Annotated in this window: 19 protein-coding genes; 10 read left to right on the forward strand and 9 right to left on the reverse strand. The window is 63.7% G+C overall.

Annotation, left to right across the window (positions count from 1 at the left end; genetic code table 11):
* Positions 1-316 precede the first annotated feature (316 nt).
* Genes HU736_RS02970 through HU736_RS02995 form a run of 6 tightly spaced genes read left to right on the forward strand, consistent with a single transcriptional unit; the run spans position 317 to position 8,062 of the window.
* Complete coding sequence (locus HU736_RS02970; protein ID WP_186698544.1) at positions 317-1,906, forward strand: ABC transporter substrate-binding protein; 1,590 nt, start codon at positions 317-319, stop codon at positions 1,904-1,906.
* The gene (locus HU736_RS02975) at positions 1,903-2,892 is read left to right on the forward strand and encodes an ABC transporter permease (protein ID WP_186698498.1); all 990 of its coding nucleotides are present in this window, start codon (positions 1,903-1,905) and stop codon (positions 2,890-2,892) included. Before HU736_RS02970 ends, HU736_RS02975 begins: the two co-directional genes overlap by 4 nt.
* Positions 2,889-3,752, forward strand: a complete 864-nt coding sequence (locus HU736_RS02980) for an ABC transporter permease (RefSeq protein WP_186698496.1) — start codon at positions 2,889-2,891, stop codon at positions 3,750-3,752. Before HU736_RS02975 ends, HU736_RS02980 begins: the two co-directional genes overlap by 4 nt.
* Positions 3,749-5,461 carry a dipeptide ABC transporter ATP-binding protein gene (locus HU736_RS02985; RefSeq protein ID WP_186698494.1) on the forward strand — a complete coding sequence of 571 codons (1,713 nt, stop codon included), beginning with the start codon at positions 3,749-3,751 and terminating at the stop codon, positions 5,459-5,461. Before HU736_RS02980 ends, HU736_RS02985 begins: the two co-directional genes overlap by 4 nt.
* A 10-nt stretch (positions 5,462-5,471) precedes the next feature.
* Positions 5,472-6,683, forward strand: a complete 1,212-nt coding sequence (locus HU736_RS02990) for an acyl-CoA dehydrogenase family protein (RefSeq protein WP_186698492.1) — start codon at positions 5,472-5,474, stop codon at positions 6,681-6,683.
* A complete protein-coding gene (locus HU736_RS02995) occupies positions 6,680-8,062 on the forward strand; it encodes an MFS transporter (protein ID WP_186698490.1) in 1,383 nt (460 codons plus the stop codon). The genes HU736_RS02990 and HU736_RS02995 overlap by 4 nt, the downstream gene beginning before the upstream one ends.
* Before the next feature lie 37 nt (positions 8,063-8,099).
* Here HU736_RS02995 and HU736_RS03000 read toward each other — a convergent pair whose 3' ends face one another.
* From HU736_RS03000 to ribBA, 5 genes are all read right to left on the reverse strand, one after another.
* Positions 8,100-9,248, reverse strand: a complete 1,149-nt coding sequence (locus HU736_RS03000; RefSeq protein WP_103437075.1) for an ABC transporter ATP-binding protein — start codon at positions 9,246-9,248, stop codon at positions 8,100-8,102.
* Positions 9,249-9,267: 19 nt separating this feature from the next.
* Positions 9,268-10,077 (reverse strand): ABC transporter permease, encoded by an 810-nt coding sequence (locus tag HU736_RS03005; RefSeq protein WP_103437076.1) that lies wholly within the window; start codon positions 10,075-10,077, stop codon positions 9,268-9,270.
* 6 nt (positions 10,078-10,083) lie between these two features.
* Entirely contained in the window at positions 10,084-11,001 is a 918-nt protein-coding gene (locus HU736_RS03010; RefSeq protein WP_101318771.1) for an ABC transporter permease, read from the reverse strand.
* Positions 10,998-12,023, reverse strand: coding sequence for an ABC transporter substrate-binding protein (locus HU736_RS03015; RefSeq protein ID WP_186698488.1), 1,026 nt, complete (start codon positions 12,021-12,023; stop codon positions 10,998-11,000). The genes HU736_RS03010 and HU736_RS03015 overlap by 4 nt, the downstream gene beginning before the upstream one ends.
* A gap of 199 nt (positions 12,024-12,222) precedes the next feature.
* Positions 12,223-13,341 (reverse strand): bifunctional 3,4-dihydroxy-2-butanone-4-phosphate synthase/GTP cyclohydrolase II, encoded by a 1,119-nt coding sequence (gene ribBA / locus HU736_RS03020; RefSeq protein WP_186698486.1) that lies wholly within the window; start codon positions 13,339-13,341, stop codon positions 12,223-12,225.
* Positions 13,342-13,419: 78 nt separating this feature from the next.
* Between ribBA and HU736_RS03025 the strand changes: the two genes are divergently transcribed.
* Positions 13,420-13,713: a DUF1330 domain-containing protein gene (locus tag HU736_RS03025; RefSeq protein ID WP_181107251.1), complete on the forward strand. Its 294-nt coding sequence runs from the start codon at positions 13,420-13,422 to the stop codon at positions 13,711-13,713.
* A gap of 46 nt (positions 13,714-13,759) precedes the next feature.
* Here the strand turns inward: HU736_RS03025 and HU736_RS03030 are convergent, their stop codons facing one another.
* The gene (locus HU736_RS03030) at positions 13,760-14,482 is read right to left on the reverse strand and encodes a pirin family protein (protein WP_103437080.1); all 723 of its coding nucleotides are present in this window, start codon (positions 14,480-14,482) and stop codon (positions 13,760-13,762) included.
* A 282-nt stretch (positions 14,483-14,764) separates the two neighbouring features.
* Here HU736_RS03030 and HU736_RS03035 point away from each other — a divergent pair, with 282 nt between their 5' ends.
* On the forward strand, positions 14,765-15,643 hold the full coding sequence (locus HU736_RS03035; protein WP_186698484.1) for a LysR family transcriptional regulator: 879 nt from the start codon (positions 14,765-14,767) through the stop codon (positions 15,641-15,643).
* Positions 15,644-15,685: 42 nt separating this feature from the next.
* Here the strand turns inward: HU736_RS03035 and HU736_RS03040 are convergent, their stop codons facing one another.
* Positions 15,686-17,098: a purine-cytosine permease family protein gene (locus tag HU736_RS03040; RefSeq protein ID WP_186698482.1), complete on the reverse strand. Its 1,413-nt coding sequence runs from the start codon at positions 17,096-17,098 to the stop codon at positions 15,686-15,688.
* Between the two features lie 411 nt (positions 17,099-17,509).
* Between HU736_RS03040 and HU736_RS03045 the strand changes: the two genes are divergently transcribed.
* Complete coding sequence (locus HU736_RS03045) at positions 17,510-19,720, forward strand: ATP-binding protein (protein WP_103438752.1); 2,211 nt, start codon at positions 17,510-17,512, stop codon at positions 19,718-19,720.
* Here HU736_RS03045 and HU736_RS03050 read toward each other — a convergent pair.
* Together HU736_RS03050 and HU736_RS03055 are read right to left on the reverse strand one after the other, a co-directional pair.
* Positions 19,677-21,461, reverse strand: coding sequence for a sensor histidine kinase (locus HU736_RS03050; RefSeq protein ID WP_186698479.1), 1,785 nt, complete (start codon positions 21,459-21,461; stop codon positions 19,677-19,679). The genes HU736_RS03045 and HU736_RS03050 overlap by 44 nt on opposite strands.
* A 76-nt stretch (positions 21,462-21,537) precedes the next feature.
* Positions 21,538-22,584 (reverse strand): LacI family DNA-binding transcriptional regulator, encoded by a 1,047-nt coding sequence (locus HU736_RS03055; RefSeq protein WP_186698477.1) that lies wholly within the window; start codon positions 22,582-22,584, stop codon positions 21,538-21,540.
* Between the two features lie 268 nt (positions 22,585-22,852).
* Between HU736_RS03055 and HU736_RS03060 the strand changes: the two genes are divergently transcribed.
* Positions 22,853-25,057, forward strand: coding sequence for a TonB-dependent receptor (locus HU736_RS03060; RefSeq protein WP_186698542.1), 2,205 nt, complete (start codon positions 22,853-22,855; stop codon positions 25,055-25,057).
* The last annotated feature ends 8 nt before the right edge of the window (positions 25,058-25,065 follow it).

Here is a 25,065-nt window from a genome sequence, read left to right on the forward strand (position 1 = left end):
TGCGGTGCAATTGAACGGCCGATTGTCGAACATTATCGGCAAAAGAGGGAGTAGACCTTTCTTGCTGAAGAAAGTGCGGTACTTGCTGGGAATTATTTGCATTCTCAGCGGGGCAACCACCGTTACTGTCCGCCGGCCAACAGTAATGCAACAGTTTGCCCGTCGCCATTCACTGCTAATAAGGCCTAACCCAGCAAAATCAGGCAGTTGCAACCCGGCACAAGTCCTGCAATAGCCCTGGCATCACCCTTGGTCCCGTGCAGGAGCATCCTTGAATAACTCCATCCTCCCCCTGACCTTGATCAGTGTTGCATTGATGCTGGTCGGCTGCGAACGCACCGAGCAGGTCAGCGCCCATGGCGATCAGCCGGTCCACGGCGGCACACTGGTGTACGCCACCGACCGCGAACCAACCTGCCTTGACCCGCACGTCGCCGGGGACATGCCGCAGGTATTCGTTGCTCAGCAATACCTCGACTCACTGGTGTCGATGGACAGCCAGGGGCGCGTCGGCCCATGGCTGGCCACGCACTGGCAGGTCGCCGCCGATGGCCTCAGCTACACCTTCCAGCTACGCCGCGATGTGCGCTTTACCGATGGCACGCCGTTCAATGCCGAGGCGGTCAAGGCCAACCTTGATCACATGGCCAACCCCAAGACCCAGTCGAGTACCGCCGGTGGCTATATCCGCCAGTATCGTGGCACCGATGTGATCGACGAGTACACCGCTGTGGTCCACCTGGCAACGCCCTATGCAGCGTTTCTTGAAGTGCTGGCGCAGGGCTTTCTCGGTATTCAGTCGCCTACTGCGCTCAAGCGCAGCCGTGACGTCAACTGCGAAAGCCCGGTCGGCAGCGGGCCGTTCAAGGTGGCGCGCTGGGACCGGCAGAACCAGGTCGAGCTGGTGCGCAACCCGGACTACAACTGGGCGCCGCCAACCGCCCAGCACCAGGGCCCGGCTTACCTGGAACGGATCGTGTGGAAGTTCATCCAGGAGCCGTCGGTACGCTTTGCCTCGCTGCAGGCCGGCGAAGTCGATGTGATCGAAACCCTGCCGCCCGAATCCCACGAGGCCGCACGGCGCAACCCGGATGTCGAGCTGATCGTCGCGCAACGCCCGGGCAACCCCACCAACGGCACTTTCAACCTGCGTCGCGCACCGTTCGATGACATCCGCGTGCGCGAAGCCTTTGTGCGCAGCGCCGATATCGAGGGCGCGCTGAAGAGCGTTTATTTCGGTGAATTTCCCCGCGCCGGCGGCCCGCTGAGCATGGCCACGCCGTTCTACAGTGCCGATTTCGAGCACAGCCAGGACTACCAGCCGGCCCGCGCCGGCAAGCTGCTCGATGACGCTGGCTGGACCAGCCGCGATGCCGAGGGCTACCGCAGCAAAGACGGCAAGCGCCTGCGCGCAACGGTGTTGATCGGAGCACGCACACCACCGTCGGAGCTGACCTTGTGGGAGCAGGTCCAGGCCACCACCCGCCAGGCCGGGATAGAGCTGGTGCTGGAGCAGATGAGCGATGTGCAGGTCACGGCCCGGCAGGCCGCCTGGGACTACGACATCCGCATTGGTTACTGGAATACCAACACCCCGGACGTGCTGCGGATCATCTTCAGCTCGGCCTTCGTACAGCCGGCCGGGGTCGGTGGCTACCACCAGAATTCCTCAGGCTACGCCGATCCCGGCTTCGACAGCCTGCTTGATCAGGCCCTCGCCACGCAGCAGCCGGAGCAGCGCCGCGCGCTGTATCAGCAGGCCCAGGCGCAAGCCGCCGGGCAATACCTGCAGCTCACCACCTATCCGCAAAGCACCCGCCTGGGCATTTACAAGACCGCCCGAGGGGTGCGCCTGGAGCCGTCGTTGGCGGTCACTTACCTGTATGACGCCTGGGTGATCAAATGAGCAGTGCAACTGAACTGGCAATAGCCGACCCGCGCCGCGAGCGCCTGGCCGCACTCGGCCGCCGCGCAGTAATCCGCCTCGGTGGCGGGTTGCTGGTGCTGTGGGCCGTGGCGACGCTTACGTTTTTTGCCTTGCGTCTGATGCCGGGCGACCCGGTGCTGGCGATTCTCGGTGGTCCCAGCGGCAACCCCAGTCCGGAAACCATCGAAGCCACGCGCATCGAGTTCGGCCTGGATAAACCACTGGCCGTGCAATACCTGCTGTACCTGGGCCGCCTGCTGCAAGGCGACCTTGGCGTGTCCTACTCGCAGCACCTGCCGGTGACGCGGGTGCTGGCCGAGCAGGGCGGTGCGACGCTTGAGCTGACCATCGCCGCGTTGCTGCTGGCCTGGGTGCTGGTGTTGTTGCTAACGGTGATCACCGCCGGGCGCGGTCGTCTGATCGGCGGGCTGGCCTCGCTGGCGGAAACACTCAGCGCCGCCTTGCCGCACTTCTGGCTTGGTGTGGTGCTGCTGGCGGTATTTGCCTTTGGCCTGCGCTGGTTCCCGCCGGCGGGCAGCGACAGCCTAGCCAGTTTGGTATTGCCGGCATTCTCTCTGGCCATTCCGCTGGCGGGCTTCATCGCCCAGGTGACCCGCGAGTCGCTGGAGCTGACCCTGGAACAACCGTTCATTCTCACTGCCCGCAGCCGTGGCTTGAGTGACCTGGCCGTGCGCTTCCGGCATGCCTTGCGCCATGCCTTGTTGCCTGGCGTATCGCTGTCGGGATGGGCCATTGGCGCGCTGATCAGCGGCGCGGTGGTGTGCGAAGTGATCTTTTCCCGCAAGGGCATCGGCCGCCAGTTGTATCAGGCGGTGCAGGCCCAGGACATGCCGCTGGTGATCGGCATCAGCCTGGTAGTTGCTGCGGGCTATGTGCTGGCCAACATTCTGGTGGACCTGCTCTACCAGTGGATCGACCCCCGCCAACAGGAGGCCACGCCATGAGCGACCTGATACTTGACCGTGTGCAGGCGCCGCTGCGCCGTCGGCGCCGGATCACCCTGCCGCCAGTCGGCGCAAGCCTGGCCCTGCTGTTTCTGGCCGCGTTACTGCTGGCTGCGCTGTTTCCCGAGCTATTTACCCACGTCGACCCACTGGCAATCGTGCCGCGCGATGCGTTCCAGGCGCCGAGCTGGGCGCACTGGCTGGGCACTGATCAATCCGGACGCGACATCTTTGCGCGGACCATTCACGGCGCCCGCCAGAGCCTGTTGATCGGCGTCGCCGCCACGGCGTTGTCGATGACCATCGCAATCAGCCTGGGCTTGCTTGGCGGCCTCGGTGGTGCGCGGGTCGACCGCGCTGTCGGCTGGCTGCTGGAGGTGCTGTTTGCTTTCCCCAGCTTGATCCTGGCGTTGCTGTTCGTGGCGGTGTTCGGCAGCGGCGTCGGCACGCTGATCGTTGCCACCGGCCTGGGGGGTGCGCCCGGTTACGCGCGCATGGTGCGTGGCCAGGTGCTGGCGGTGCGCAACGCCGGCTACATCGAAGCGGCGCGCGCGCTCGGCCATCCCACCTCGCGGATTGTGCTGCGCCAACTGCTGCCCAACGCTATGCGCCCACTGGTGGTGACCATGACCATGGGCGTCGGCCAGGCCATTGTCTGGGCCTCGGCGCTGAGTTTTCTAGGCCTAGGCGCCCGGCCGCCGGCACCGGAGTGGGGGACCATGCTGTCGATGGGCCGCGACTTCATCGCCAGCGCCTGGTGGCTGACGTTCTTCCCTGGGCTGTTCATCGTTCTTACCACCCTGGCCACGACGGTCACGGGGCGCTTCATTCAACAACGCCTGGAGGGCCGCCAAGCATGAGTGACAAGACCTTGATCGTCGACGGCCTGACGGTGTCGTTCGCCGGCCAGAGTGTGGTCCGCGACCTGAGCTTTACCCTGGCGCCCGGGCGTTGCGTGGCCTTGGTCGGCGAGTCCGGCTCGGGCAAGAGCGTCAGCGCCCGGAGCCTGGTCGGCCTGACCGGCACGGGCGCCGAGGTGTCGGCGCGCCAATTGCGCTTTGCCGACCACGACCTGCTTGATCTCAGCGAGCGTCAGTGGCGGCAGGTGCGCGGCAAAGACATCGGCTTTGTCTTGCAGGATGCGCTGGTCTCGCTCGACCCGTTGCGACCGGTCGGCAAAGAGATCCTTGAAGTGTTGCAAACCCATGGCTACGGCGACCGCCAGCAGCGTGCGGCGCGGGTGCATGAGCTGCTTGAGCTGGTCGGCGTGCCGGACCCTGCACTACGCGCCCGCCAGCGCCCCGGCCAGCTATCGGGAGGCTTGCGTCAGCGTGCCCTGATCGCCAGCGCGCTGGCCATGCAGCCGGCGCTGGTGATCGCCGACGAGCCAACCACTGCGCTGGATGCCACGGTGCAGGCGCAGATTCTGCAGGTGTTTCAGCAGATCAAGGCGCGCGGTGCGTCGCTGCTGATCATCAGCCACGACCTGGCCGTGGTCGCCCAGTTGGCTGACGAGGTGCTGGTGCTGCGCCATGGCGAAGTGGTCGAGCAGGGGCCGATGCAGCAGGTGCTGCGCGAGCCTCGACATGCCTACACCAAGGCGTTGCTGGCGGCGGTGCCAGCCGAGCATCCGCGGGGCACCCGGCTGTCGCCGCAACGCGTGGCCAGCACGCCCAGGCTGGTCAAGCGTGGCCTGGGCGAGGTCCTGCTCGAAGGCCGTGACCTGGGCAAGCGCTACACCGGCCCGGACCGGCGGGCGAGGCAAGTGGTGCAGGGCGTCAGCTTCACCCTGCACGCCGGCCGCACGCTAGGCATCGTTGGTGAGTCCGGCTCGGGCAAAACCACCGTGGCGCGCCTGGCGCTGGGTCTGCTGACGCCAGACCAGGGCCAGGTGCTCTATCGCGGCAAAACCTGGAACCTGCCCGACGATGCCATCGCCGAGGCCAGCCGGCGGCCGCTGCGCCGCGAAATCAGCGTGATCTATCAAGACCCGCTCGGTTCGTTCGACCCGCGCTGGACGGTTGCGCAGATTTTGGATGATGCCTTGCAGGTCGCCGGCGTCGAGGCGCCAGCACGGCCGGCGCGGATTGCCGTGCTGCTCAATCAGGTGCGCCTTGCCGCGGACCTGGCCCAGCGCCGGCCGTTGCAGCTGTCGGGCGGCCAGCGTCAGCGCGTGGCGATCGCCCGCGCCATCGCAAGCGAGCCGAAGCTGATCATCTGCGACGAGCCGGTGTCGGCGCTGGACGTTTCGGTGCAGGCGCAGGTGCTGGATCTGCTCGCTGATCTGCAGGACGAACTGGGCCTGGCCTACCTGTTTATCTCTCACGACCTGGGGGTGATCCGCCATGTCAGCGACGACGTGCTGGTGATGCGGCACGGCCAGGTCGTCGAGCATGCACCGGTCGAGCAGCTGTTCCGGCAGCCGGCCCATAAATACACCCAGCGTCTGCTTGGCTCAGTACCGCGCCTGCCCGGCGCGGGCACTGAATTGGTCGTACCGCCGCTCGACCTCGAGCATGAGGCCTTCGACCTGTTCGACGAAGCAAGACTGTGGAAAATTGCCATCTAAGGACTGCCCCATGACTACCTTTCAACGTTTGCCTGCCCAAGCCCCAGCCAATACCGTCGCCGCGCTCAAGGCCCGTGTCAGCGCCTTGCTGCCGGCGATTGCCGCCGGCGCTGCCGAGCGTGAGCGCGAGCGCCGGCTGCCCTATGCGGCCATTGCCGAGCTGGCCGCGGCCGGCCTGTACACCGTGCGTATCCCGCAGCAGTACGGCGGCCCTGGTGGCAGCGTCAGTGATGTGATCGAGTTGCTGCTGCAGGTGGCCGCCGCCGACTCCAACGTCGCCCAGGCGCTGCGCCCGGGCTTCGCCTTTGTCGAAGGCCTGCTCGCGGCCAGCGCCGAGGGTGCCGAACAGGAGCGCGTGCGCTGGTTTGCCGTGTACCTGCAAGGTGCGGTGATCGGCAATGCCGGCTGGGAGCTGGGCGGTGCCAATGGCGCCATTGCCGCGCGTTTGGTGCGCGAGGGCGATCACTTCCGCGCCAACGGCAGCAAGTTCTATAGCACCGGGGCGCTGTTTGCCGACTACGTCAGCGCGGTGGCGCTGGACGAGGACGAGCAGCCGGTGTCGTTCATCCTGCCGCGTGACCGCGAAGGGCTGGAGCTGGTCGACGACTTCGATGCCATGGGCCAGCGCCTGACCGCCAGCGGCACCACCCACCTGCACAACGTGCGGGTCGAGGCCAGTGACATCCGCACGCGCACCGTGGAGGAGGGCAAACGCACCATCGTCACGCCGTTCCTGCAGCTGTTTCTCGGCACCGTGCTGGCTGGTATCGCCCGCAATGCCCTGAACGACGCCAGCCAGTTTGCCCGTGAGCATGCACGGCCCATCAAGCACAGCAGCGCCAGCCAGTCGGTCGATGACCCTTACGTGCAATTGTCGGTGGGCGATATTGCCGCCAGGGCTTTCGGTGCCGAGGCACTGGTGCTCAAGGCCGCCGCCAGTATCGATCGCGCCTGGGCCGCGCAGTTGGATGAAAGCGCCGTCGAGCAGGCTGCACTGGAAGTCGCCCAAGCGCAGTACCTGGCAGCCGAATTGGCGCTGAAAGCCGGCGAAACCCTGTTCGATGTCGGCGGTGCCTCGACCACTGGCCGTCAGCACAACCTCGACCGGCACTGGCGCAATGCGCGCACGGTGGCCAACCACAACCCGCGCCACTGGAAGGCGGCGGTAGTCGGCGCCTGGCAGCTCAAGGGCACCCGGCCACCCGTCTCGGGGCTGTTTTGACGGCTCAGCCGGCGGCGCTGGTCGGCCATCTGCAAAGCCCCAAGGTGCCGGTGATCATCGGCGCTGCGCTGTTCATGGAACTGCTCGACAGCACGGCGGTGATGACCGCGCTGCCGAGCATGGCCGCGGATTTTGGCGAGCCGGGCCTGCGCATGAACCTGGTGGTCTCGCTGTACATGCTGGCCCTGGCGCTGTGCGTGCCGATCAGCGGCTGGGCGGCCGAGCGTTTTCGTCCGCGTCAGGTAATGCTGCTGGCGATGGGCTTGTTTACCGGCGCCTCGCTTACCTGTGCGCTGGCTGACACGCTCTGGCAACTGTGCCTGGGGCGAATGCTGCAAGGTGCGGCCGCAGCGCTGATGACGCCGGTGGGGCAGGTGATCATCCTGCGCTGGTCGAGCCGCGATCAGCTGCTGCAGTCGATGTCGTGGCTGGCGTTGCCGGCCTTGGTCGGGCCGTTGCTGGGGCCGCTGTTGGGTGGTTTGTTGGTGACGGTGCTGTCGTGGCACTGGATCTTTCTGGTGAACCTGCCGATCTGCCTGCTTGGCTGCTGGTTGATTCTCAAACATGTGCCGGACTTCCCGGCGCGCAGCGTACCGCCACTGGACTATCGCGGCCTGCTGCTCAGCGGCGGCGCGTTGGCGCTGCTGGTGGCTGGCCTGGAGTCGCTAGGCCTTGGCCAGTTGCCGCGGCCATGGGCCCTCGCGCTGATCGCCGCCGGCGGGCTGTTTGCCCTCGGCTATTGGCTGCATGCCCGCCGCCATGCCAGCCCGCTGGTCGACTTGAGCTTGTTGCGCCTGCGCAGCTTCGGTGTTGCCCAGGCGGGCGGGGGGCTGTTCCGGCTGGGCTCGGCGGCGCAGCCGTTTCTGCTGGTGCTGTTGCTGCAGAACAGCCTGGGCATGAGCCCACTGGCGGCGGGGTGGTTGATGGTCAGCGGCGGCGTCGGCGCGTTGTTGATGAAGTTGCTGGCAGTGCCGCTGGTACGCCGTTACGGCTACCGCCGGGTACTCAGCTGCAACGCGCTGCTCAGCGGCGTGGGCATCGCCTTGTGCGCAGCGTTCGACCGCGACACGGCAGTGTGGTTGATGGCGGTGGTGCTGTTTGCCGCAGGCCTGGTGCGCTCGTTGCAGTTTTCCACCCTGGGTGCAGCGAGCTATCAGGATGTGCCAGGCGAACGCTCGGCGGCGGCCAGCTCGCTGTCGGCGATGTCGGTGCAGTTGACCATGGCCATGTCGGTAAGTATGGCTGGGGTGATGCTGGGGATTCTGGCCGCGGCTGATAGCAGGGTCGAGACGTCTGTCGAAGATATCGCTGCAGTGATGCTGTTGTCGGCGCTGTTGTGTGTGCTCTCGGGTCTGGTGTTCCGGCGTTTAGCCAACTGATGAACGGGGCCGCACAGCAGCACCGTTCATTGGTCGATCAGTGCGCGCCGGCGGCCTTGCTCAGGTCGCTCTCGGCCCACTCGGTGTAGATGCAGGCATCGGCCACCGCCCAGCGCACCTTGACCGTGTCGCCCGGCTGCATCGGCATACCGGCTGCCGACAAGGCCTTGACCGTCATCTCGGTGCCGCCTGCGCTGACCACATGGCAGGTCTGGCTTTCACCGAGGAACAACACTTCGCTGACCTTGGCACTGACTTCGTTCCAGCCTGCCGGCAAGGGCTCCCGCGCTGCCTGTTCGGCGCTCAGGGCCAGGGCTTTTTCTGGGCGCACCATGATCAGCGCGTCCTGCCCGGCGACCAGTCCTGGGGTCAGGCGAATCGCCAATGGCTGCCCTTCGAAACTGCCGGAGCCGTTGCTGCTGGCCTTGATCCGGAAGAAGTTCGAGTTGCCCAGGAACGACGCCACAAAGGCATTCGGCGGGTTCTGGTAGAGGTCATAACCGCTGCCCAGGCCGACGATCTTGCCGTGGCTGAAGATGGCGATGCGCTGCGACAGGCGCATGGCTTCTTCCTGATCGTGGGTCACGTAGACGATGGTGATACCGAGGCGACGGTGCAGCTGGCGCAATTCGTCCTGCAGGTCTTCGCGCAGTTTTTTGTCCAGTGCGCCGAGCGGCTCGTCCATCAGCAGGATGCGGGGCTCGTAGACCAGCGCACGAGCAATCGCCACGCGCTGCTGCTGGCCGCCGGAGAGCTGCGCCGGGCGGCGGTGGGCGAACTGCTCGAGCTGCACCAGCTTGAGCATGGCGTCGACGCGCTTGCTGATCTCGCTGGCGCTGAGCTTGCGGATCGCCAGCGGGAAGGCAATGTTGTCGCGCACCGACAGGTGCGGGAACAGTGAGTAACGCTGGAACACCATGCCGATGTCGCGCTTGTGCGGCGGCACATTGACCAGCGATTGCTCGTCGACCAGGATCTCGCCGCTGCTCGGGGTCTCGAACCCGGCCAGCATCGACAAGGTGGTCGACTTGCCCGAACCGCTGGAGCCGAGGAAGGTCAGGAATTCGCCGTTCTGGATATCCAGGTTGATGTTGTCGACGGCGGCGAAATCGCCGTAATGCTTGTTCAGATTACGCAGGCTGACAAGGGTCTTGTTCGGCGCGTTGTCTTTCATCACTGCACTCATTGTTATTGTCTCCGGGCACTCAGGCGCTGACTGGATTGCGCCGGCGCAGGGCGGCGGCGATGAGCATGACCAGGAGCGACAGGCCGATCAGCAACGTCGAAGCGACGGCGATCACCGGGGTCAGGTCCTGGCGCAGGGTGGTCCACATTTTGACCGGCAGGGTCTGCAGGTTGGGGCTGGCCATCATCACACTGAGCACCACCTCGTCCCACGACACCAGAAACGCGAACAGGCCGCCGGCGATCATCCCCGGGCGAATCGCCGGGAAGGTCACCTTGAAGATCGCCTGCAGGCGCGAGGCGCCGCAGATCACCGCAGCGTCTTCGATCGACTGGTCGAACAGCTTCAGCGAGTTGATGATCGAGATGATGGTGAAGGGCAGGGCGACGATCACATGGCTGACGACAAAGGCGAACAGCGTCCCGGTGTAGCCGAGCTTGAGAAACAGCGCGTAGACCGCCACGGCGATGATCACCAGCGGCACGATCATCGGCAGGGTAAACAGGCCGTAGAGCATTTCCCGCCCGGGGAAGCGCCCGCGCACCAGGGCGAAGGCGGTCGGCAAGCCCAGTGCTACTGCGCACACGGTGGTGAGCACGGCAACCTTGAGGCTGGCCAGGGCGGCGTCCATCCACTCCGGGTTGGAGAAGAACTGGCCGTACCACTTCAGGGTCCAGCCTGGCGGTGGGAATACCAGCCATTGCGAGGAGCCGAATGACAGCAGCACGATGAACAGGATCGGCAGCAGCAGAAACGCGGCAATCACACCGGTGGTGGCATACAGGCCAAACCGCAGCGGGCGGCCCATGGCATTTGGAGTCAGGAGCATCGCGGCTTACCTCGCATTGCCGACCGGGGATTCCGGCTGCAGCTTCAGGTACAGGTAGAAAAGCACCAGGGTGATCAACACCAACAGTGCGGCGGCAGCGCTGGCCAGGCCCCAATTGAGGAACGACTGCACCTGCTGGACGATGAACTCGGGCAGCATCATGTTCTGCGCACCACCGAGCAGGGCCGGGGTGACGTAGTAACCGAGCGACATGACGAACACCATCAAGGCCCCGGAGAACAACCCCGAGCGGCACAGCGGCAGGAACACCTTCCAGAAGTTGGTCCACGGGCTGGCGCCACAGATGGAGCCTGCCTGCAGCACCATCGGGTCGATGGCGTGCATGGTTGCCTGCAACGGCAGCACGATGAACGGGATCATGATGTAGCTCATGCCGATCACTACGCCGGTCAGGTTGTGCACCATTTCCAGCGGCGCATCGATGATGCCCATCGCCATCAACGCCTTGTTGATCACTCCGGAGGCCTGCAGCAGCACCAGCCACGAGTAAGTCCGTGCCAGCAGGCTGGTCCACATCGACAGCAGCACGATGTTCAGCAGCCAACGGCCCCAGCCCTTCGGTACCAAGGTGATCGCCCAGGCCAGCGGAAAGCCCAGCAGGACGCTGATCAAGGTCACCAGGCCGGCCACCGAGAAGGTGTTGAACAGCACCCGTGCATAGGCCGAGTTGGCGAACAGCTGCTCGTAGTTGCCCAGCCCCGGCACCGGCTCGAGCACGCCGCGCAGGAGCAGGCCGATCAGTGGCGCAAAGAAGAACAGGCCAAGGAACACCAGCGCGGGCAGCAGGTTACGGCTGCCGCGCCAGCGCTGACCCATCCCGCTGCGGCGGGTGGCCGTGCCGGGGGCGCCGGTGCCGCTGGGGGCACCTTGCGCGTTGTGCAGGGCGTTGATGGCGACTTTCATTTGACCAACCACTCATTCCAGCGCGCAGCGATAGCCTGGCCGTTTTTCGCCCAGTAGGCGAAGTCCAGCGTGACCTGATCCTGGGCGTAGGCGGTGGGCAGGTTCGGCGCCAGTTCAGGTTTGAGCTGGCTGACGCTGTCGAGGTTGACCGGGGCGTATGCGGTGAGGTTGGCGAACTCGGCCTGGCCCTTGGCGCTGCTGGCGTTGGCCAGGAACTTCATCGCCGCGTCCTTGTTCTTGGCGCCTTTGGGAATGACCAGAAAATCAGCCATGACCAGGTTTTGCTTCCAGCTCACACCGACTGGTGCGCCGTCTTGTTGCAAGGCATACACGCGGCCGTTCCAGAACTGCCCCAGCGACACTTCACCAGACGCCAGCAGTTGCTGCGACTGGGCGCCGCCGCCCCACCAGACGATGTCTTTCTTGATGGTGTCGAGTTTCTTGAAGGCGCGGTCCAGGTCCAGCGGGTACAGTTTGTCGGCGGCTACACCATCGGCCAGTAGGGCCAGTTCCAGCACGCCGGGGCTTGGCCACTTGTACAGGGCGCGCTTGCCGGGGAAGGTTTTGGTGTCGAACAGCGCCGACCACTCGACCGGCTTGTTGCTACCAAGCTTGCCTTCGTTGTAACCGAGCACAAACGAGAAGAAGAACGAGCCGACGCCGTGGTCGGAGACGAACCGCGGGTCGATCCGGTCGCGTTTGACGGTGTTGAAATCCAGCGGCTCGAGCAGGCCTTCTGCTGCGGCGCGCAGGGCAAAGTCGGCTTCGACGTCCACCACATCCCACTGCACGTTGCCACTCTCGACCATGGCCTTGAGCTTGCCGTAGTCGGTCGGGCCGTCCTGCACCACCTTGATGTTGCTCTCTTTGGAGAACGGCTCGGCCCACGCCTGCTTCTGCGCGTCCTGGGTCGTACCGCCCCAGCTGACGAAGTTGAGGCTGTCGGCGGCCTGGGTGGCCTGACAGGCCAGGGTCAGCAGGCTGGCGGACAGCACTGCGCTTACACGTTTGCTCAACAGCATGGTTACGCCCTCGTTACTTTTGTTATTCGAGGCGGGTTCTGTCACCCGCCAATATGTTCGGGAGCAGCGATTTCAACGATGTGGTGCGGCCGGGTTTGAGTGTAGGAGCCGGCCAGGATTTCAAGGTCTACGGGATATCATATTATGGTATTCCAAACTTTTCGCAAGAGGCATCCGTGCACCGGCGGTCAGCGATTGCTCAAAGCGCAGCGGTCTCGAACGGGATGCTTTGCACCACTTCAAGCTCATACCCAGCCAAACCCGCGTACTTGAGCGGCGGCCCCAGATGGCGCAGTTTGCCCACGCCCAGGTCCTGCAGAATCTGCGCGCCGGTGCCGACCTCCGAATAGACCTTGGACTGGCCTCGCTGATAGGGCCGCACGGGCTGGGTCAGGTGTGGCACACGCTCCAGCAACGCTTGCGAAGACTCGTGATTGGCCAGCACAACCACTACCCCGGAGCCTTCTTCGGCGACCCGTTGCAGGGCGGCCCACAAGGTCCAGTTGGCGGGACCGGCGTACTCGGCGCCGACCAGGTCGCGCAGCGGGTCGATTACGTGCACACGTACCAGGGTGGGTTGTTCGCGGCGGATATCGCCCATGACCATGGCCATGTGCACGCCACCTTCGATCCGGTCTTCATAGGTCACCAGACGGAAGGTGCCGTGCACGGTGGGCAGTTCGCGCTCACCGATGCGCTTGATGGTCTGCTCGGTGCTCAGGCGATAGTGGATGAGGTCGGCGATGGTGCCGATCTTGATGCCATGCTCGGCGGCGAACATTTCCAGGTCGGGGCGGCGGGCCATGGTGCCGTCGTCATTGAGCACTTCGACGATGACCGAGGCCGGGCTGAACCCGGCCAGGCGTGCCAGGTCGCAGCCGGCTTCGGTATGCCCGGCCCTGGTCAGCACGCCGCCTTCGCGGGCGCGCAGGGGGAAGATATGCCCCGGCTGGACCAGGTCCTCGGGGCGAGCATCGGCCGCCATCGCAGCCGCTACCGTGCGCGCGCGATCAGCGGCGGAGATACCGGTGGTGACGCCGCTGGCGGCTTCGATGGAAACGGTGAAGGCGGTGCTGAATACGCTGCCGTTGCTTGGCACCATCTGCTCAAGGCCCAGTCGCTGGCAGTGCTCGTCGGTAAGCGTCAGGCAAATCAGCCCGCGTGCCTGGCGCGCCATGAAGTTGATCGCCTGGGCGTCGCAGCGTTCAGCCGCGATCAGCAGATCGCCTTCGTTTTCACGGTCTTCGTCGTCCACCAGCAGGACCATCTTGCCTTGACGATAGTCCTCGAGAAGTTCTTCGATGCTGTTGAAAGCCATGCTGCACGCTCGCTGTGGTTTGGTGATTATTGTGGTATACCATCATACACAACAATCTGAAAAACTGGAGAGCAGCGGATGAAGGCTTACTGGATCGCCCACGTCGATATCAGCGACCTCGAGCAGTACCAACAGTACACCCAGCGCGCGCCGGCAGCGTTCAAGGCGTACGGCGGCAAGTTCCTCGCCCGGGGCGGGCGCAGTGAAGCGTTGGAAGGCAGGTCGACACCGCAGCGCAGTGTGGTGATCGAGTTCGATTCTTATGAGCAGGCACTGGCCTGCTATCGCTCGGCGGAATATCAAGACGCCTGTAGCCACCGACAAGGGGTGGCCAAGGCTGAGGTAATCATTGTTGAGGGGTTCGAGGGTTGAGCGCTGCGTGAAGCAGGTGAGGGGCCAGCACTGATGGCCCCTCTGCTCATGCCATCCCAGGCAGCTCGTTCGGGCGCAGGTCAAATACCAGCACTTCGGCGTCGTGGCCGTTGGCCAGGCTCAGCACCTGCTCCTGGCGTAGCCGCACGCCGTCACCTTCGCTGAGCAGCTGGCCGTTCAGCTCGATGCTGCCGCGGGCAACATGCACATAAGCATGGCGGTTGTCCGGCAGCTTCAAGCTGGCACGCTCATCACCGTCGAACAGCCCGGCATAGACCTTGGCATCCTGGCGCACCTGCAGCGAGCCCTGTGCACCATTCGGCGAGATGATCAGGCGCAAGCGGCCACGTTTGTCAGCAGCGCTGAAGTGCTGCTGCTGATAGCGCGGCTCGGCGCCTTTGACCTGCGGCACGATCCAGATCTGTAGAAAATGCACCGACTCGTCATGGCTGTGGTTGAACTCGCTATGGGCAACACCGTGGCCGGCACTCATCAGTTGCACGTCACCGGGGCGGATCACCGAGCCGGTGCCGAGCGTGTCCTTATGTTCCAGCGCGCCTTCCAGCACGTAGGAAAAAATCTCCATGTCCCGGTGCGGATGCTGACCGAAGCCCTGGCCGGGCGAGACGCGGTCGTCGTTGATTACCAGCAGGTCGGAGAAGCCTTGCTCTTCAGGGTCGCGATAGCTGCCGAAGGAGAAGGTGTGAAACGATTTCAGCCAGCCATGAAAGCCCAGGCCGCGGTCTTGTGCTTTGCGAAGTGTGAGCATGGTGATTCTCCTGTGAGCCTGCGCCGGGAAGGCTTTGGGCTGTTGATGGATGAATCTTACTGTCGCTCAGCATAATGAAAAACTAGCTTTTAAGAGATTAACTGTCAGGTTCAGGGTGACAATCCTGCGCCAATACAGCAAGGTGAGCTTTATCTGGATCTATCATCAAGCGACTGATTCAGTTCAACGATCCCGAGGCGTTTCGATCAACCACTAAACCAATAGATGCCCAGGCAGACAAAAGCCGCTATAAAGCGCTCGACCGTCACCAAGAGCAACCCGATGAACCCATACGAAGACATGCGCATTTTCACCCAGGTCATGCAGGCCGGTAGCTTCACCGCGGCAGCCGACCTGCTGGGCATGTCCAAGCAGTCGGTCAGCCGGCGCCTGATGCAGCTTGAAGAACGCCTCGGCGTACGCTTGCTCAACCGTTCGACCCGGCGCCTGGACGCAACCCCGCTGGGCCAGCAGTACTTCGATTCAGCCGTGCGCCTGCTCGGCGAGATGCAGCAGGCCGAGCAGGACATCAGTGGCCAGACCCAGGTTCTGCGCGGGACCCTGCGCTTGAGCGCGCCGCTGTCGTTTGCCATCAGCCATATGGGCAGCTTGCTCACCGAGTTTCTGCAACTGCATGCGCAGTTGATCGTCGAGATCGACCTTAGCGACCGCGCAGTGGACCTGATCGGCGAGGGCTACGACCTGGCGCTGCGAATTGGCACGTTAGAGGACTCAAGCCTGGTTGCGCGGCGTATTGCAAGTATCGAGCGGGTGTATTGTGCCAGCCCGGGCTATCTAGCCGCGCGCGGCACACCGCTCGAACCCGAAGCGCTGCGCGAGCATGATTGCCTGCCCTATGGTCATTCACGCCAGGTGCAGTGGCAGTTCAAGGGCCAGGGCAAGACACTGCAGGCGATCGCCGTCAGTGGGCGCATGCGGGCCAACAATGGCGAGCTATTGAGAGATGCGGCGATTGCCGGGATGGGGGTGACCTACTTGCCGGCCTTCATTGTCGAGCAGGCGCTGGCCGATGGGCGTCTGGTCAAGCTGCTCGAGGCCTGGACACCGCCGCCGCTACAGCTGTCGGCGGTGTATCCGCAGCACCGCCAAATCGCTCGGCCGGTGCAGGCCTTTGTCGAGTTTCTGCGCGAGCGGCTGTAGCCAAACCGGGCCGGCGCGAGGCCAGCCCGTGATGGCCTTGGCTCAGGCAGTTGCAGCCAGTTTGGCGCTGGTCTGGCGACGACGATAGGCGCTGTCGCGGCTGGCCAACCACCAGTACAGCGGCGAGGTGATCAGCAGGCCGACCAGCCACGACAGGTCGGCGCCGTTGATGTGCTCGGACACCGGGCCGACATACAGTGGGGTGTTCATGAACGGGATCTGCACGATGATGCCTACGGCATAGGCCAGCAGCGCCTGCGGGTTGTAGCGGCCGTAGATACCGCCATCGACCTTGAAGATCGACTCGATGTCGTAGTCGCCCTTGTGGATCACGTAGAAGTCGATCAGGTTGATCGCGGTCCACGGCACCAGTACCACCAGCAGCACCAGCACCATGTCGACGAAGTGGCCGATAAAGTCCGCCGAAGCAAACACTGCCACCACGCAGCAGGCTGCAAGGACGATCAGCGACAGCACCGCGCGGCTCTTGGCGGTGGGGATCCAGCGCCAGGCGAAGGTCTGGATCAGGGTGATGATCGACAGCACCGCACCATACAGGTTGAGTGCGTTATGGCTGATCACGCTGAGCAGGAACAGCACCAGCATCAACGGGCCTATGGCGCCGGTGGCCATCTTCACCGCGTCCATGGTGTCCATCCCGGCCGGGATTGCCAGCACGGCTACAGCGCCGAACACGAACGACAGGCTCGAACCGAGCGCTGAACCGAGGTAGGTGCTCCAGAACGTCGAAGAGACTTTGACGTCGGCTGGGAGGTAGCGCGAGTAGTCGGACACGTACGGCGCAAAGGCGATCTGCCACAGTGCGGCGAGCGAGACGGTGGCCAGCCAGCCGGCCAGGTTGAAGCTGCCGCGGGTGAGGAAGTCGTCGCTTTGTACATGGCTGAAGATATAGCCAAAGCCGACCACGATACCGATGCCCAATACCCAGGTGCCGATACGGTTGAGCACATGGATGAAGCGGTAACCGATGATGCCGATGATGCCCGATCCCAGCGCCCCGACCACGATGCCGACCGATACCGGAATCGACTCCGCGACACCGTGCAGTGACTTGCCGGCAAGAACGATGTTGGATGCGAAGAAGCCGATGTACATGACTCCGGCAATCACCACCACCAGCAGGGCGCCGAGCGAGCCGAACTGGGCGCGGCTCTGAATCATCTGCGGGATGCCCATCTGCGGCCCCTGCGCCGAATGCAGCGCCATTAGCACGCCACCGAGCAGGTGGCCAACCAGAATGGCGACGATGCCCCACACCAGGTTCAGGTGAAACAGCTGCACGCCGAGCGCGCCGGTGACGATCGGCAGCGGCGCGATATTGCCACCGAACCAGAGGGTGAACAGATCCCTGACCTTTCCGTGGCGATCCTGCGGCGGTACATAGCCGATTGTATGTTTTTCTATCAGAGGGGCCGAATTGGCTGCACTGGTCATGACTGACTCCAAGGCAAGGAGGGGCGTCGGGAGATCCCCGGGTACGCGCCGGCAATGGGCGACGTGTTCTTGTTGGAGGGATGATGGCGGCTGGCTGGCGAACGAGAAATTAGTAAATATGTACTCATGAACGTTAAAAAACCTAAGGCTGAACTCGGCCTGAAAGGTCTTGGCAGGCAAGCTTCGTGCCGGCCTGGCAAATGCCCGCAGGCACGCGAGTACAGCGCCATGCGTGGTGAGTCTGTGCCATGCAATGGGGCGCGCTGTAACGCCCTGCACCAGCCTGGTGAGCGCTACTGTCGGCCGTTTTGTCCGACCTAGTACAAAATGGCACGGAACGTCTGCGCCGGTTTGATCTCCTATTCAGCAGATGGAGGACAACGCGCCTTGGGAATCGATGGTCAGCAAAAGATGAAATCAGATCAGGATAAGCACCCCGACCAGACGAACCCTCCGTTCCTGCTAGAGGGCGGGATTGTAAGCAGCCTGATCCAGACCATGGATTGGTCGTGCTCGCCCTTGGGCGCTCCCCGACAGTGGTCGTCCAGCCTGAAGACGCTGATGGCAACCATCTTGCCAGCCCAGGCGCAGATCGTGCTGTTCTGGGGGCCTGAATATGTTGCGCTGTACAACGATGCCTACACACCCACGATTGGCGCCAAGCACCCGCTAGCACTGGGCCGCCCCGCTCAGGAAAACTGGACAGAGCTTTGGGATGACCTCGAACCGCTGCTGAGCGGCGTGCGCAACACCGGGCAGACTTTTTCGGCGAAAGATCGGCCCTTTTACATCGAGCGTAGCGGCTATGGAGAGACGGCTTATTTCGATGTTTCCTATTCGGCAGTGCACGAGATCGACGGCACTGTCGGTGGCGTGCTGTGCATCGTCGCAGAGACGACCGAGCGGGTGCAGTTCGAGCGCCGGCAGAGTTTTCTGCTGGAGCTGGGGCAGGCCCTGCCGGAGCTGAACGAGCCGGAACAAATCGAGGCGTATGCCATTGAGCGGGTAGGCCAGCAACTGGGCGCGGCGCGGGTATTTCTCGCCGAGGCGCAGGGCGATGACCTGCAGGTGCGGATTGCCCGCGACTGGGTCAATGGTGCGAGTTCCAGGATTGGTGAGCTGCGCTATGCGGACATTGCCGCGCAACTGCCCGAACAGCTGGGCCGCGGCTTTATCGTAAACGCTGCCGAGACTGCCAGCGTGTATGTGCCGGTGCTGCGCGGCAACAGGCTGGAGGCCATGCTTGGCGTCGAGTTTGCGCAACCGCACTTCGTCGACAAAGACCAGTGCCTGCTGCTCGAGGACACCGCCAAGCGGGTTTGGCAAGCGATCACCCATGCCCGCTCCGAACGGGCTTTGCGCGCCAGCAGCGCGCACCTTGAGGCGACCTTTGCCGAGCTGATGGCGCTCAACGAATGCCTCGAAGAGCGCGTCTCGTCCATGCTCGCCGAACGCGAAGAAGCCAACCGGCAACTGCATGAAGCCAGCAAGATGGAGATGATTGGCCAGCTCACGGGCGGCATCGCTCATGATTTCAACAATATGCTCACACCGATCATTGCCTCGCTCGAGCTGATCCGTCGCCACCCTGAAGATGCCCAGCGTTCGGTGCGCTTGATCGATGGCGCACTGCAGGCAGCCGACCGCGCGCGGATTCTGGTCGGGCGCCTGCTCAGTTTCGCTCGTCGGCAGACGCTCAAGCCACAGGCTGTTTGCCTGGCAACGCTGGTCGATGAGATGCACGAGTTGATCGCGCGCTCGCTGGGACCGACCATCGAAGTCGTGGTGCAGATCGATCCGCAGTTGCCCAATGTGCTGGTCGATCCGCATCACCTGGAGCTTGCCTTGCTCAACCTGGTGATCAACGCGCGCGACGCCATGAGCAATGGCGGGCGGGTGTATCTGGCCGCTGGGGTTGGCGAAGACGACCCGACCTGGCCTGAGAACGTGCATGGCCGGCAGGTCTGGCTGCAGGTGCGCGACAGCGGCTGCGGCATGAGTCAGGAAGTGCTGGGACGTTGCTTTGAACCGTTCTATTCGACCAAGCAGGTCGGCAAAGGTACCGGGCTTGGCTTGCCCATGGTGCAGGGCCTGGCAGCCCAATCAGGCGGTGGCTTTGTCATCAAATCGCAGCCGGGACAGGGGACCCAGGCGACATTGTGGTTGCCGGTGAGTCGCGGTCAAGTCAGCGAACCGCTCGCCGAGGGCGCCGAGGACATCATGGCGCAGGGGCCGCTGCAAGTACTGCTGGTGGATGACGAGGACATCGTGCGTAACGCGACGGCTTTGCAATTGCGTGATCTGGGCTACCAGGTGGCTGAGGCAGCGAGCCCCGCCCAGGCGCGGCAGTTGCTGGCCGATGGGTTGGTGATGGATGTATTGGTGACCGACCAGATCATGGCCGATGAGACCGGTGCCGAGTTCGCTCAACGACTACGGCAGCGGCACCCACAGTTGCCGGTGTTGATCATTACCGGTTACGCCAATCTGACCCCGCGTGAGTTGAATGGCTTTGCTGTTCTGCGCAAGCCGTTTCGCCGGGCCGAACTGGCTGAGAGTCTGGCCCAGTTGCTCGCGCTCAACAGCCCACTGACGGAACCTCCTGAGGCAAGTACAGGGTAAACGTGGTGCCCTGGCCAGGTCGGCTGATCACCTGCACATCGCCGCCCGACTGCTTGGCGAAGCCAAATACCTGCGACAAGCCCAGGCCGGTGCCTTCACCGGCCGGCTTGGTGGTGAAGAAGGGGTCAAAAATCCGCTCCAGCAGCTCTGGCGCAATACCCGTGCCATTGTCGAACACCGAAATCGCGGCAAACGCCCCCGCCTGCAGATGATCACCCGGTTGCGCAGGCATGCTCTGGTTGGCGTCCAGCCGCAGCACCAGCGTGCCCACTGCACTCAACGCATCACGGCCGTTGATCATCAGGTTGAGCACTGCCGTCTCCAGCTGGCCTGGGTCAGCGTGGACAAAACACGGCGTCTGGGGCAGTTCCAGTACCACGTTGACCCGCGCACCGGTGGCGGTATCGAGCATGTCGGCCATGGCTTGCAGGCGGTGGCCAACCTCGAATATCTGCGGGCTGAGCGCTTGGCGCCGGGCAAAGGCGAGCAGCTGGCCGGTCAGTTTCGAGCCACGCTCAACCGTCTCGATCATGGTTTGCAGATAGCGCTGGCGGCGGCTGTCTTCCAGGTCGGGACGTTTCAGGAAGTGCAGCGACGAGCGAATGATGGTCAGTAGATTATTGAAGTCGTGCGCCACGCCTCCGGTCAGCTGGCCGATGGCTTCGAGCTTTTGCGACTGGCGCAGGACTGCTTCGGTTTGCAGCAATTGCTCGGTGCGCTCTTCGACACGCTGTTCCAGGCTGGCATTGAGTGCTTCGAGGGCGGCGGCGCTGGCGCGCACCTCGGCAACGGCCTGGACCCGCTGGATATGCGCCCAGCAGCGCTCGGTGACTTCGCTGATGAGCCCCTGCTCGTAAGCCGTCCAGTGGCGCGGTTGGCGGTCATGGATGGCCATCAGTGCGGTCAGCCGACCGTCCTTGATCAGCGGCATGCAGATGGTCGCAGTGATGCCAATGGCCTGGAATGTCGCGGCCTCATGTGGCAGCAGTTGGCTGAGGTTGTCGTCGATCACCAACGCCCGACCGGCGCGCAGCTGGCTGACCGCCATGCTGCCGAAATCAGCCAGCCGATAGTGGCCCACCAACCGTGGTGAGCCGGTCGCGACGGCATCGCCGCAAATGGTGAAACCGTCCTGATCTGCGTCCATGACGGCGTAGGCACAGCTGGACAGGCCGAGATGTCCGACCAGTAGACGGGTGGTGGTGGCCATGATCAGGTCAGGCTCGGTGGCGTCGGCCAAGGAACGGCTCAGACCGTCGAGAAAATTCAGGCGCTGATTGGCGACCACTGTCGCGGTGGTCTCAGTGACCGTATCGAGCATGCCGACCAATTCGCCATTGTGGTCGCGGATCGGGCTGTAGCAGAACGTGAAATAAGCGCGTTCGGTACCGCGCTGGCGATCAATCAGCAGTGGAAAGTTATCGATGAACACCGCTTCGCCGGCAAGGGCGCGCTCGGCAAGTACTCCGATGTCGCTCCACGCCTCCTGCCAGACTTCGCTGAAGGGAATGCCCAAGGCCAGTGGTTTGCCGCCCAGGATATCGCTGAAGGCATCGTTGTGCAGAGTGAGCATCTGCTCGCCCCATAGCACTGCCTGAGCGAACCGTGAGTTAAGGCACAGCGACAGGGTGGTCTTGAGCACGTCGGGCCAGCTTTCCATAGGCCCGAGCGCAGTTTCCGCCCAATCGTGGGCGCGGATGCGTTCGGCCATCAATCCGCCGCCTTCCAGCCATTTAGCCATTGCTAGGTCGATCCGTTTGCAGGGAGCACAAGGGTGCCCGGTGGCAGGGCTGATTGCGAGCGCTTTATGCGGGATGTCAGGCACTTTCGCGCGCGATCAGCTCGCAGTGCAACAGGTTCAGCCGCGGCACATCGCCATCCACGGCGATTGCTCCCAGGTGCTGCAGGACGCGCAGCGCCGCGATCTCGCCGATCTCCCGCGAGGGCGGGCGCAAGGTGGTCAGGCTTGGCAGCAGCAAATCAGCAAAGGCGTAGTCACCAAAGCCCATGATGGCCATGTCTTCGGGCAGCTTCAGGCCGGCGCGCTGGCCGGCGAGCACCGCGCCGGCGGCCAAGTTGTCGTTGGCAAAGATGATCGCATCCGGGCGCGGCTCGCGGCGGATCAAGGCCTGCATCGCCTGCTTGCCCGCCTCGAACGGAGCGCTGTCCGCCGTCGGCACGAAGAACCACGGCTCCAGCCCGGCATCGCGCAAGGTTTGCGCATAACCATCGCGCCGTTGCAGCGCACTGAAGTCGCCGGCCGCGCTGTTCTGCACGAAGGCGATGCGCCGGTGGCCCTTGTCGAGCAGATAGCGGCAGGCCTGCACGCCGACCTCGAAGTGCAGAAAACCTACCTGCAATGGCTCCCGCTCGGGACAGTAGTCCCAGATTTCCACGACCGGTACATCGGCCTCTGCCAGCATCTTCTCGGTGGCCGGGCTGTGAAACTGGCTGGTGACCACCAGTGCCGCCGGCGACCAACCGAGAAACGCGCGCACTGCGCTTTCTTCCTGTTCTTCGCTGAAATAGCTCGACGCCAGCAGCAACTGATAACCGTGCTTGATCAGGGTGTCGCTGAAGGCCTGGATGGTCTGGGCAAAGATCGGCCCGGAGATGTTTGGGATGACCATACCGACGATACGCCCGCGTGCCGAAGCCAGCCCGCCGGCTACCAGATTGGGCACATAGCCCAAGGCTTCGACCACGGCCTTGATGCGCTCACGCAGGGGCGGCGAAACCTGCTCGGGTTGATTGAAGTAGCGAGACACGCTGATCGATGAGACGCCGGCCTCGCGCGCCACTTGGGCGAGGGTGACGCGGCCCGCACCGCGGCGCTTACGAGGGGTGTCCTTGAGCTGGCTCACAGGGGCATCTCGAATGAATGAGCGCCGATGTTAGCGCTAACCCAGGCATGCTGCGCAAATAGCTTTATGGAATAAGAAAAGTTTTTTTAAGTATTTGACCTGCTAAGCGACGGGCTTGGATACTCGGTCCATGTTAGCGCTAACACAGCGCTGCTGTTGGCCACCGACTGCCACTCGCACGAGCGAGACCAGACATCGACAGCACTTCAATTCAGTCTGGTCTTTCAGGGCAGTGAGCATCATGCAGACACATCACATCCGTGGCGCGATGAATCGCGCCAACCGTTTCCCGGGCCGTTCACCACTGGCAACAGCCGTGCTGCTGGTAGCCATTGGCCAGTCGGCCCACGCCGCCGCTGACGACCAGCAGAGCCCGCAGGCTACTGCGCTGAGCGCCGTCACCGTGACCGCTACACGCCGCGAGGCGAGCCTGCAGGAAGTGCCGGTTGCGGTCTCGGTGGTGCAGGGCGAACAGCTCGAACGCGATAACCGCAACAGCGTCGCCAGCATCGTCCAGCAGGTGCCGACCCTCAACTACCGCGCGGGTGCGTCGAACAAGGACACCTCTCTGTTCATCCGTGGCGTCGGCACTATCTCGACCTCACCAGGCGTCGAGCCGACCGTAGCTACGGTGGTCGACGGCGTGGTGTTTGGCCGACCAGGCCAATCCACCCTCGATCTGCTTGATCTGGAACGCATCGAAGTGCTGCGCGGCCCGCAGGGCACGCTGTTCGGCAAAAACGCCTCCGCCGGCGTGCTCAACGTGGTCAGCAAAGCCATCCCCGAGCAGACCCAAGGCTATGTCGACTATTCGCACTTTGGCGGTGGCGACGAAAACCGTCTGCGCTTTGGCCTCGGTGGCCGCTTGAACGAGCAGCTCAAAGGTTCGTTGAGCACGCTGTGGGCCGACTATGACGGCAACGTGGAGAACCTCGCCAATGGCCATGATGTAAATGGCTATGAGCGCAAAGGCCTGCGCGGCAAGCTTGAATTCGAACCCAGCGATGAGCTGCGCCTGACCCTGATCGGCGACTACATGAAGGGTGAGGACACCTTGCCCAGTGGCGTCGTCACCCAGGCCAGCACGGCCTTTCGCAACCAGCTGGGCGCGGTCCGGCCGAGCGCGCACAACCGCGACATCAGAAGTGATTTCAAGACCCACGTCGAGGACGAAAACCAGGGCTTCTCGGCCCAGCTTGACTGGCAACTGGGGGATTACACCCTGACCTCGATCAGCGCCTGGCGCGGTTGGGACAACACCCAGTATCAGGACGGTGACCGCCGTGCGCTGCTGCCGCTGACCGCCTCCCATGACAAAGGCACTGTCGACTACGACCAGTACAGCCAGGAGTTTCGCCTGACCTCGCCCAAGGGCCAGTTCAACGAGTACGTGCTGGGCGCGTTCTACATGCATGGCACATCGCAGGAAACCTACCAGCGGCTGTCGGTCAACGGCGGCGTAGCCAACAGTGGCCGCGCCGACTATTCGACCACCAATGACAGCGTCGCCCTGTTCGGTGAAAACACCTTCAACTTCACCGATGATTTGCGGGCCATCTTCGGCCTGCGCTGGACCCACGATGACCTCGAATACGATCACCGCCGGGTGTCCACCTCGCCGACCTCGGTGACCGGCATCCAGCCCTCGACTGCCAGTCAGGGCTCGGTCGATGAAGACGGTTGGAGCGGCCGCACTGGCCTGCAATATGACTTCAACGACAACCTGACCGGCTACGTGACCTATTCACGTGGTTACAAGGGGCCGGCCTACAACGTGTTCTTCAACATGCAGCCGCGCGATACCGGTGCACTCAAGCCAGAAACCTCCGACGCTTACGAGATCGGCCTCAAGAGCACTGCGCTGGACAACCGCCTGGTGGCCAACCTGGCGCTGTTCCATACCGACTACGACGACTACCAGGCCAACTTCTTCGACACCGTGGCCAACCAGGTGGTCACCCGCCTGGTCAACGCCGGCAAGGTCAAGACCCAGGGCGTCGAGCTGGATGCCAGCTTCCAGGTCACCTCGCAGCTGAAACTGTCCGCCGCAGCGGCCTATACCAAAGCCCGCGTCGACCACTTCAACTGCCCAGCGGGCGCGGCTGCCAGCTGCGACATCGACGGCGGCCGCCTGCCGTTCACCCCGGACTGGAAGACCTACCTGCGCGCCGACTATGTGATCCCGCTGGACAACGGCCTGGATATCGAGTTGGCCAGTGACTACAGCTGGCAGGACTCGGTGCAGTTCAGCCTCGACCAGAACCCCGACACCGTACAGGGTGCCTACGGCATCTGGAACGCCAGTGTTGCCCTGGCCGATTACAACGAGGGCTGGCGGGTCGCACTGCTGGGCAAGAACCTCGGCGACAAGTCTTACGCACAGATGCTCTCCAGCGGCGGCGACTACATCTATCGCTCGGTGCCGCGCGATGACGGCCGCTACTTCGGCGTGCAACTGCGCAAGGACTTCTAACCGAGCGG

Origin of the sequence: Pseudomonas shirazensis, assembly GCF_014268785.2 — a bacterium.
Taxonomy (GTDB): domain Bacteria; phylum Pseudomonadota; class Gammaproteobacteria; order Pseudomonadales; family Pseudomonadaceae; genus Aquipseudomonas; species Aquipseudomonas shirazensis.

Coding starts and splice junctions, on each gene's coding strand:
- ribBA (WP_186698486.1), bottom strand. CDS start 13,341: ATGGCTTTCAACAGCATCGAAGAACTTCTCGAGGACTATCGTCAAGGC.
- HU736_RS03040 (WP_186698482.1), bottom strand. CDS start 17,098: ATGACCAGTGCAGCCAATTCGGCCCCTCTGATAGAAAAACATACAATC.
- HU736_RS03030 (WP_103437080.1), bottom strand. CDS start 14,482: ATGCTCACACTTCGCAAAGCACAAGACCGCGGCCTGGGCTTTCATGGC.
- HU736_RS02985 (WP_186698494.1), top strand. CDS start 3,749: ATGAGTGACAAGACCTTGATCGTCGACGGCCTGACGGTGTCGTTCGCC.
- HU736_RS03035 (WP_186698484.1), top strand. CDS start 14,765: ATGAACCCATACGAAGACATGCGCATTTTCACCCAGGTCATGCAGGCC.
- HU736_RS03045 (WP_103438752.1), top strand. CDS start 17,510: ATGAAATCAGATCAGGATAAGCACCCCGACCAGACGAACCCTCCGTTC.
- HU736_RS03010 (WP_101318771.1), bottom strand. CDS start 11,001: ATGAAAGTCGCCATCAACGCCCTGCACAACGCGCAAGGTGCCCCCAGC.
- HU736_RS03000 (WP_103437075.1), bottom strand. CDS start 9,248: ATGAGTGCAGTGATGAAAGACAACGCGCCGAACAAGACCCTTGTCAGC.
- HU736_RS02980 (WP_186698496.1), top strand. CDS start 2,889: ATGAGCGACCTGATACTTGACCGTGTGCAGGCGCCGCTGCGCCGTCGG.
- HU736_RS02970 (WP_186698544.1), top strand. CDS start 317: ATGCTGGTCGGCTGCGAACGCACCGAGCAGGTCAGCGCCCATGGCGAT.
- HU736_RS03015 (WP_186698488.1), bottom strand. CDS start 12,023: ATGCTGTTGAGCAAACGTGTAAGCGCAGTGCTGTCCGCCAGCCTGCTG.
- HU736_RS03025 (WP_181107251.1), top strand. CDS start 13,420: ATGAAGGCTTACTGGATCGCCCACGTCGATATCAGCGACCTCGAGCAG.
- HU736_RS02975 (WP_186698498.1), top strand. CDS start 1,903: ATGAGCAGTGCAACTGAACTGGCAATAGCCGACCCGCGCCGCGAGCGC.
- HU736_RS02990 (WP_186698492.1), top strand. CDS start 5,472: ATGACTACCTTTCAACGTTTGCCTGCCCAAGCCCCAGCCAATACCGTC.
- HU736_RS03005 (WP_103437076.1), bottom strand. CDS start 10,077: ATGCTCCTGACTCCAAATGCCATGGGCCGCCCGCTGCGGTTTGGCCTG.
- HU736_RS03060 (WP_186698542.1), top strand. CDS start 22,853: ATGAATCGCGCCAACCGTTTCCCGGGCCGTTCACCACTGGCAACAGCC.
- HU736_RS03050 (WP_186698479.1), bottom strand. CDS start 21,461: ATGGCTAAATGGCTGGAAGGCGGCGGATTGATGGCCGAACGCATCCGC.